This window comes from Streptomyces crystallinus, assembly GCF_039521265.1.
GTDB classification, from domain to species: domain Bacteria; phylum Actinomycetota; class Actinomycetes; order Streptomycetales; family Streptomycetaceae; genus Streptomyces; species Streptomyces crystallinus.
This window is the reverse complement of sequence record NZ_BAAACA010000038.1, coordinates 239,087-247,330: the sequence shown is the minus strand read 5'-3', so window position 1 is coordinate 247,330 and position 8,244 is coordinate 239,087. Positions and strand designations below refer to the sequence as shown.

General features: G+C 65.9%; 9 protein-coding genes and 1 pseudogene. 6 read left to right on the top strand and 4 right to left on the bottom strand.

Going from position 1 to position 8,244, the window contains the following annotated elements; translation table 11 throughout:
- Positions 1-15: 15 nt before the first annotated feature.
- Positions 16-384, bottom strand: coding sequence for a hypothetical protein (locus ABD236_RS27235; RefSeq protein ID WP_344077951.1), 369 nt, complete (start codon positions 382-384; stop codon positions 16-18).
- 242 nt (positions 385-626) lie between these two features.
- Here ABD236_RS27235 and ABD236_RS27230 point away from each other — a divergent pair, with 242 nt between their 5' ends.
- Positions 627-989, top strand: coding sequence for a hypothetical protein (locus tag ABD236_RS27230; RefSeq protein ID WP_344077949.1), 363 nt, complete (start codon positions 627-629; stop codon positions 987-989).
- A 533-nt stretch (positions 990-1,522) separates the two neighbouring features.
- Here ABD236_RS27230 and ABD236_RS27225 read toward each other — a convergent pair.
- A complete protein-coding gene (locus tag ABD236_RS27225) occupies positions 1,523-1,900 on the bottom strand; it encodes a hypothetical protein (protein WP_344077947.1) in 378 nt (125 codons plus the stop codon).
- Positions 1,901-2,069: 169 nt separating this feature from the next.
- On the opposite strand from ABD236_RS27225, the gene ABD236_RS27220 reads away from it, so the two are divergent.
- Positions 2,070-2,414, top strand: coding sequence for a hypothetical protein (locus ABD236_RS27220; protein ID WP_344077945.1), 345 nt, complete (start codon positions 2,070-2,072; stop codon positions 2,412-2,414).
- A gap of 238 nt (positions 2,415-2,652) precedes the next feature.
- Here the strand turns inward: ABD236_RS27220 and ABD236_RS27215 are convergent, their stop codons facing one another.
- Positions 2,653-2,892: a DUF2283 domain-containing protein gene (locus ABD236_RS27215; RefSeq protein ID WP_344077943.1), complete on the bottom strand. Its 240-nt coding sequence runs from the start codon at positions 2,890-2,892 to the stop codon at positions 2,653-2,655.
- Between the two features lie 320 nt (positions 2,893-3,212).
- On the opposite strand from ABD236_RS27215, the gene ABD236_RS27210 reads away from it, so the two are divergent.
- From ABD236_RS27210 to ABD236_RS27200, 3 genes and pseudogenes are all read left to right on the top strand, one after another.
- A complete protein-coding gene (locus tag ABD236_RS27210; protein WP_344077940.1) occupies positions 3,213-3,971 on the top strand; it encodes a hypothetical protein in 759 nt (252 codons plus the stop codon).
- 368 nt (positions 3,972-4,339) lie between these two features.
- Positions 4,340-4,699, top strand: coding sequence for a hypothetical protein (locus ABD236_RS27205; RefSeq protein ID WP_344077938.1), 360 nt, complete (start codon positions 4,340-4,342; stop codon positions 4,697-4,699).
- An 801-nt stretch (positions 4,700-5,500) separates the two neighbouring features.
- Positions 5,501-6,258, top strand: a pseudogene (locus ABD236_RS27200) (transposase).
- A gap of 64 nt (positions 6,259-6,322) precedes the next feature.
- Here the strand turns inward: ABD236_RS27200 and ABD236_RS35095 are convergent.
- Complete coding sequence (locus ABD236_RS35095; protein WP_425543967.1) at positions 6,323-6,922, bottom strand: GNAT family N-acetyltransferase; 600 nt, start codon at positions 6,920-6,922, stop codon at positions 6,323-6,325.
- A gap of 683 nt (positions 6,923-7,605) precedes the next feature.
- Here ABD236_RS35095 and ABD236_RS27195 point away from each other — a divergent pair.
- Positions 7,606-7,767: a DUF5670 family protein gene (locus ABD236_RS27195; protein WP_344077936.1), complete on the top strand. Its 162-nt coding sequence runs from the start codon at positions 7,606-7,608 to the stop codon at positions 7,765-7,767.
- The last annotated feature ends 477 nt before the right edge of the window (positions 7,768-8,244 follow it).

Here is an 8,244-nt window from a genome sequence, read left to right as displayed (position 1 = left end):
CCCCCCCCTCACGCCTCACCGGGGAAGATCATGTGCCCGTGCGCAGCTGTCGTGCTGGAGGTGCAGCCGGTACAGGTCCTGCAGTGCGGTGATGGGGAAGGGATAGCGGACCCACTTCGCCCGATAGCCCTCCTCTCCATGGGTGCGCAGCACGTCCCCTGCGGCCTTGGCGACCGCGTGCGCCAGGACACTCCGTGGCTGCGTGGAGCTCCACACGAGTGCGCCTTGCCGGTCAGGCAGATCGAAGCTCGCGTCTATGTCGGGGAAGTGATGGATCGCCATGTCGACGTCCGCCCCTCGACCGCGCAGCACCCACCTCACCTCGGCGGGTTCAAGGTCGAAGGAGACGCGCTGGACACCCCCGGAGCCATACAGGCCCGCCACACCGTGCAGCAGATCGGCAAGAGCATCCGTGCAGTAGCTGACCGAGTCCCTCCACTGCGATGAGCCGTCCTCGATCAGGCACGTCGCCCAGCCATTGCCACTCAGTTCCCAACTGAACCGCAGACCCCACCCCATCCAACCGACCCCTCATCGACCGCCACCACACCGTACAGGGCACACACGCACCTTCGGGCGTGTGGAAAAGAGTGGAACGGTCCGTCGGAGTGGGGCACCATCCGCTCATGGAGCGCGTCATCAATCTTGATCAGGCAGCCGCAGCAATCGCTGAGCGGGCTGTGCGATGGCTGGCGGCCGGTCTCGAGGTGGGGCAGGTGACGTGGCGGGACGCAACTGCGCCGTGGCCTCAGCAGCTTGAGACTGACAGAACCCTCGTACGCGATCCCGACTCCATCGGCGTGCTCATCACCGGACCGGGAGACGCTGGATTGTCCGTGGTCCTGTTCCGGGGCGGCTGGGCCGACGTGGACTACTTCGACGGCCTCGACGACGGCGGACCGATACCAGCGTCCGGCATCACTTCAGCATCGGCCTTCGCCACCCAGCTCGATCAATGGGTACCGCGCGCCTTCGGAAAACTCGGCTAGAACTGGAAGGCCGGCGAACAGCCTCGCCCTGCCATCCTGGTCTACGCGAAACCCCGCGCCCGGCAGCCTGACGGCAACCTGTCGCCAGGATCGCAGCTGAGCCGCAGAAACCTGGCAGCCACCTCGCCCATACGACCGGCACCATGACCCGCTGGGTCCCGGAGGACCACGTCATGGTCCAGTACGTCGTCGCGAGCTCCTACGCGCTCTTCATCGAACTCGACATCTACGACCCCCTCGCGTGGATTCAACGAGGTGTAGTCGGCGATGTGAGGGCCCCGGCCACTGATCGGGGCCGTCGTCGCGGGCCGGGACCCGCGGGGCACGGGTTCAGTGGCCATGAGCGCCGTCTTCGCCCGGTCACGCCGACCACGACCTACCGGACAGGATCTAGGAGACGCTGCGGCCAGGCAGCGGATACAGGCGTTCCAGCTGCGGGCTGGGCCCCTCGATGGTCAGTGCCACTGCCCGCCCAGCGCAGCCGCCGACCAGGCCAGAGGGCGAGCAGCTGCGCCCGTGCCCGGCTGCCCGCCCTACCAGATCACGACTCCGCCACCCACCTGAACGGCGCGGCGGGCCGCGTGGCTGATGTGGGCCAGGCTCGAGGTCACGTGGTACGTGCGCTCCTCGACGCCGCGAGCGGAGTCCATGCCCGCGACGATCAGCGGCATATGAGAGACGAGCAGCGCGCACTCCTCCAGGAAAGCGCCGATCTCGTCCGGCTCGACGTAGAGGTCGCCCTCGGCCAGGCGGGGAAAGAACCGGGCACCCAGGGAGCGGAGCATGGGGGAACCCCACACGCTCGTGCGCCACCGTTCGAAACCGGCCGTGTCCGAGACGCCCTCCGGCACGTCCAGGAAGCCGCGGGATCCATCGGCCGCGTACACAAACACATCCACCACCAGGCTCACACCCGCCAGCCGACCACACTTCCCCACACCCATGCCAGTCACGGCGGGCCACGGTTCAAGTAGGCGGAGCCGGGCCAGGGCATCCTCTTCGGCGCTGCCGGGCCTGAGTCAGCCTCAGCCATCGCACACCCGGTGGCTCCGCAGCCGGCCGCTGATCCATCATGGGAACGTGGACCTGAGCGGTGACGGCCCGGCACTGGATGACAGGTGGGCACAGAGCGAGAACAACCTCTCCGGGGAACTGCCGGACAGCCCGGACACCCAACGGCTGGCCGAGCGTTTCGTGCGGGCCGGATGGAGATCTCGCTCCTCCTCCTGGGAAGGCTACGAACTGGAGACCAGCTGGTGCCGGATCGACGCCAACCCGATCGACGCCACAGCCACCTTGCTGAACGGCGTCATCAACCCAGACCGGCTCGACGATCTCGCCGCCCTGCTCACCCAGTCCAACCTCCGGTTCACCCTCGAGCTCTACAACGACGCAGGCAACCTGCTCCGCGAGATCAACAGCTGACTTCACGCCGACAGAATCACGGCGAGCGCTGAGGCGTTCAATGTTGACGGTGTTGGACGACGCTCTGTACGAGCACGTATGTGAAGGCTCGCGACGTTCCTGGTGGACATGAGCGTTGATCTCGGTATGCCGCCTGATCCTGCTTCGTGTGCGACGACGCGTTGAGCACGAAGGCCGTCGTACTCGTTAAAGTGGTCAGACGTGCTCGGTGGGTGGCTGCAGCTCTCTGCCAATCACATCAATCGGTACCCAAGCGTTCGGCTGCGTCGAGCACGTGGCTGGGCAGCTTTGAACTGGCTGCCAGCACCTCGATTCCGATGAGACGCCCGTCCTCGTCGAAGTCAAGGTTGATCATGCCCCCGACCTGCACGGGATCGCATGGGTACATGTGCGAGACCTTCGTTCGGGCTTGTGGATCGGTGAAGTACACATACGCTGCATTCACCGATTTGTCGTAGGTGACTCTGAGGTCCGCCATAGTCAGCACGCTCCCTTGATGTGGTTGATGTAGGCCGTACTTCGCGCTTGATGGCGGTAAGCGGGGCTGCCGTGTTCTGCCGTCACCAAGCGGGCGATCCGGGGATGATCGCTGGTCTGATTGGGGAGGTTCCGGCTGATCGTTCCAGGTCAGGCGGAGGTGCCGATGCTGATCGTCGACTCGGACGCTCTGGGTTGCCCGGCCATCGCAGGCGGCTGGGAACTGAGTAACTGCCGTGACGGTGGCTGGTGAGACCCGGTAAAGTTGTGATCTTCGGTTGGCGGAAGCCACCCGGAGTCCCTTGAGGCTGTGCCGACACGATGAATCCCGACGCCACTCCCGCACGACTCCGACTCGACCGTGCTCTGGACGGCTTGGACGTCACCTTTCGCGGAATGACCGCCCGCAGCGACGAGGCCCAGTGCGACTGCCACTGGGGCAGCGAAGAAGAGCTTGCGCAATTGAAGGTCCCAGACGTAGTGCTCGACCCGGACCTTCTGCGTCGCACCTGGGATGCCCCCGACTGGAACGACCACGGCGCGGTGCTGCGCCGTATCCTCCCTCAATTCGCCAGGGCGCTGGTCAATGGCCTCGTGGAGCCCCTGTTCGGCATGGACGAGGTCGGACGTTCGTTCAATCGCGGCCACTGGCGTCAGTGGCCTGCGCACCAGAGCTCGGCAGTGTGGGAGTTCCTGCGTGCCTGGTGGGCCCACACCCTCGCTGAATCGGATCCCGCCGTCCCCGCGTATGAGGTCCTCGCGCTGTGCGCCGAGGCATCTGCCACCCTCAGCCCGTGGCTCAACACCTGGGCGGCACTCGAAGACCGCGTTGCCGACCGGCACCTGACCGAAGCGGCTGCCCACTGGGAGTACGACCTTCTGGGCGATCAACTTCCGTGGGACGCGTGGGATGACGCAGAGGACCTGCGCACCGAGCTCGCGGCCTGGTTGGTCCGTCACGCTCCTGCGCGGCTTCAAGCCCAGGACGCTCCCGAGGAACTGCTTCACCGCGTACGACTCATCGGACTCAGCGGCCCCGCCCGCTGGGAGGACCCGCACTGGCCCAACCACCGCTACTGAGCCGGCTTCACCACGCCGCCTTCCCCGGTATCTCGCTAGCCGGGGACGGGTCGTCTGGCAGTACCAACCCGTCCCGACGTTGTCGGGACTGCTTACCGTACCGCTCGGCCCGGCATCCCCCGGACCGACCTGCCCCCAGCCTCGACCGGATTGCTACGACAACCCGGCGGCGAAGGTCTCCCACCTCACTCGATTCCATGGCGCCTCGTGGCGCACCCACCGGATTCGACAAGCGCGCTTACGTCTTCCACAGCACCTTCACCGCGGCTGCCATTCGCGTCTGGCTACGTCCGTGACCCACCCCGGACACTGGAGCGCACCGGGCTTCCGGTTTGACCTCCCGCCTGGTCGGATGGTCAGGTCAGGGCATGGATACCAGCACGACCGGTGATCGAATACCCGCAGAAGCGGTCAAGCTCCTTGAGGCCCTCCTCAAGAGCGACAAGCCTGCCCATCGTGCTCTGCGCGCGCAGATCCCCCACTTGCGGGTAACCGGTCATTGCACATGTTCCTGCGCCAGCATCGACTTCGGCCTGGACAAGGCCGCGGTACCCAGTGCGCCCGTCACCGAGAACCCAGTCGCCGACGCTACGGTGCTCGACCGTGATGGACAGCCCGTCGGTGGCGCCCTGCTCTTTGCCTACGACGGCTACCTGTCCAACCTGGAGGTCTACGCCTGGGGCGATGAGCAGATCACCCAGCTCCCACCCCCCGACCGGCTCTGCTGACTCCTCTGGCAGGACTGGAGAGCTCAGACCGTGATCCGCCGGACAGGCCCTAGCGTGCAAGCACCGCCGCTGACAGACGGCTGGCGGAAGGCCAGGCCCGCGGCCACTTCGCACGTACGCGGGCCCGGCCCCCGCAGGGGGCACATCGCGCCAGAGGCTGCCGGTTGCCGCGCCCGTGAACCGCCCGCCGCCTAAGACTTGTCCCGCTACTCCGGCCGGGGAGGTGGCAGGGACATGGGGACGGGCATGATGATGTCCGTGACTGCATACCGAAAGGCCGATGCCGCGTAGGCGGCCGGGGGCCCTGCGCGCCGAACAATGTGGCCCTCGTATCTGGGAGGACCTGTCCCCGGACCGGATCCATGGACTCTCTGCCCGCGCCAGCCTTGCGATACATCGGGTGGAGTGGCTTTCCGGCGACTACTACATCTATCCCGGTTCCACTGAACGCGCGTTGCGGCGCTATCAAGAGTTCTTGGCACCGCAGGGACGTGGCCCGCTCTACCCGCGATACGCGCAGTGCTCGTGCCGCGGTTGTTCCTTCGACGACGTGCGACATGCACCCGACGTGCTTGAACAGGTCCTGCAAGAGCTGCCTGCCCGACCCCGCGCGGAGCTGAAACGCCAAGTGGCCTCCCTGGACGCCGCATACCTCAAGAGCACCCTGCCCGATCCATTCGCCCGTCATCGGCAGTGGCGCTCTGACCTGTGGTGGCGTCGCCGTCTCGCCGACGGAGAGGAGGGTGGATGACGGCCTTCTACCCAACTCCGCCGCAGTGAAATGAGCACACCGCGGCTGGTGTGATCACGGCGTCGCAGCCGTCCGGATAGCCCCGTTCTCCGGGCTGAGCCCGCGCGCCTTTGGGAAGCTGGTGACGGTTCTGCGGCGCCAGGGCGCGGACGCGGTCCGCAAGGGCTGGCCGTGGAGCCTTTTCCTGGAGGACCGGGCCCTGCTGGTCGCGGCGTACTGGCGCACGAACCTGACCATGCGTCAGCTAGCGCCGCTGTTCGGGGTTTCGAAGTCGGCGGGCCGGATCATCGACCATCTCGGGCCGATGCTCGCTCTCCAGTCCCGCAAGCGGTTCGCCAAGAACACCGTGCTCATCGTGGACGGCACCCTGGTCCCCACCCGGGACCACACTGTGGCCGAGCGGTCGAAGAACTAGCGGTACTCCACCAACCACCAAGTCGTCATCGACGCCGACACCCGCCTGGTCGTCGTGGTGGGGCGGCCACTCGCCGGAAACCGCAACGACTGCAAGGCGTGGGAAGAATCCGGCGCCAAGGCCGCCGTCGGCAGGACACTTGCGATCGCCGACGGCGGCTACCCCGCCGGTACGGGACTCGTCATGCCCCATCGTCGACGCAAGGGCGAAGACCTGCCCGACTGGAAGGAAGCACACAACAAGTCCCACAAGCAGGTCCGAGCCCGAGTCGAGCACGTCTTCGTCCGGATGAAGGCTTGGAGGATCCTCCGCGACTGCCGTCTCAAAGGCGACGGTGTTCATCACGCCATGCGCGGCATCGCCCGCCTGCACAACCTCGCCCTCGCCGGATAGGCCAACGGACGGCACCACGCCCACCGTTGCCCTCACCAGTCCAAGATCAGTTACGGGACAAGCCTCAGCCGTAGAACGGGTGGGGCGCACGCGATGCGCCCCACCCGCCCTGCGCCTGCACCATGCCACCCCTTGCCCGCAGGCCGACACGGGTGGCCGGATCACGATTCCCGGCTCCCTGAACCGTGGTGGGACTGGCTCTAACAGCAGAGATACAGTCGCTAGCACATCGCGACTGCGGCCCATCCAACGCAAGATTGCAGGTAACGACATGGCACTTGGCGTTCTCCTGCCCATATGGCTGATCGCTCTCATCGGAGCAGCTTTCGCCGTCGCCGCCTCCTTCCTCGTGGACCGCAGTAAGAGGACAGGATGCCTCCTGGCCTCTGGCACCCTCGCTATCGCACTCCTGGTGCCCCTCATCGCCTTCCTGGTCCACTGACGGGTCTGTACGCTCACCGAGGAATCCCTGGCTCTCATAGAAGGCAGCGCCCAGGAGGCTGTCGTAAGGGATGGTTGCTCGTTGCTCGGTGCCCCCTTGCTGGCGCAGTTGTTCGTAGAGGGCAGCGACGAGCAAGGTACCGAGGTCTTGGCGACGCCGTGCGGGATGGACACACAGCGTGCAAGCAGTTCTTGCCCGGTGGGCTCGGCTCGACGCCGCCACATCCCACCACTTGCCCGGCAAGTTCAACGACAAGGTAGTCGAGCAAGGAGCGGATGTTGCCAGGGGTGCCGATCGGCTTCGCTGTGCTTTCTGGATTGCGGGATTGATCGATGCGTGAGGCCGGTTGCCCAGGCTGATTCAAAGTCCGATGGTGCTGGTGTCGCCGCAGGTCAGGGGAGTTTCAGCAGGTCAAGAGGGCGGATAGAGGGGGCACAGGAGACCTCTCGCAGGGCAGCGGCGATGCTGTGGTGTCCCGCTGAGCGCAAGGTGTTGATGGCGAAGCTCCGGAAGGGGCCATGTTCGCCGGCCCGTGCCCGGAACGGATCTTCAAGGTGTCTTCGGCGAAGGTGACATCCCGGACGTGGTGGACTGCCTCGATGCCCCACTGGGATCTGGCGATCTTGTTGAAGCGGGCGAGGTCAGGTAGTTGCGACATGCGTTCAGGCCGCGCCTGGGAGTGACCGGGCAGGCGACGCCCTGGGCGAGCTGATCCTGCTGGGGGACCACTGCCTCACTCCTCTTGGCGCTCCGGGCGCCGACTTCCCGAAGTTCGGAGTCCTTCTCCGGCATGTGACGTCAGGGAGGTAGAAGCGTTTTCCCGCATAAGAATTTCATAAACAACTGGGTTGGAGGTGCATTGGCTGGATCGATGGGGGCATCCGTTGGCTCGGAGGTTGATAACCATGGTTCCCTTGCTTCTCGTTCTTCTGCTGGCTCTGATCCTTTTCGGTGCGGGCTTCGCCCTCAAGGCACTGTGGTGGATCGCCGTCATCGTGCTCGTCGTCTGGCTCCTCGGGTTCGTCGCCCGTCCTAAGGGAGGAAGCGGCCGCTGGTACCGCTGGTAGACCAGCACAACTGCACCATCAGTAACCAGGTGGGCCCCGCGCCATGGCGCGGGGCCCACCTGTTGGTACCTCCCACCACGTGAGGAGTCCGGCACATCACACCCACAATCGCGGGTACGAGCTTTCACGTGGCCGTGGCGCGGAATCCGCGCACGGGAACCGCGCCTCCAGGATGCGCGCCACGGCCCGCCGACTCGGCAAGCTGCCCCAGTCGCGCAGAACATCCTCGGGCAGCGTCCCACCGACCCCGTCGGCGACCGCTGACCGCGGAAGGCCTGTCTTTGAACCCCTGTTGTTCTCCTGCGCGAGGCTCTGAGTGACTGTGCACGTCGCTCTACGGTGTCGCCACGAAGGTGGCGGCGAATGCCGACTACGTCCGGGAGCTACTGGACACCGAGGAGAATCGCGACACGGTCCTGTCCGCGACGAGGAAGGCACACCGGCGCTACCGAATGGTCAGCGGCACCCCGAAGCCAT

What these genes read in the sequence shown, in the direction of transcription:
- ABD236_RS27210 (WP_344077940.1), top strand. Translation starts at nt 3,213, where the DNA reads ATGAATCCCGACGCCACTCCCGCACGACTCCGACTCGACCGTGCTCTG.
- ABD236_RS27205 (WP_344077938.1), top strand. Translation starts at nt 4,340, where the DNA reads ATGGATACCAGCACGACCGGTGATCGAATACCCGCAGAAGCGGTCAAG.
- ABD236_RS27195 (WP_344077936.1), top strand. Translation starts at nt 7,606, where the DNA reads ATGGTTCCCTTGCTTCTCGTTCTTCTGCTGGCTCTGATCCTTTTCGGT.
- ABD236_RS27230 (WP_344077949.1), top strand. Translation starts at nt 627, where the DNA reads ATGGAGCGCGTCATCAATCTTGATCAGGCAGCCGCAGCAATCGCTGAG.
- ABD236_RS27215 (WP_344077943.1), bottom strand. Translation starts at nt 2,892, where the DNA reads ATGGCGGACCTCAGAGTCACCTACGACAAATCGGTGAATGCAGCGTAT.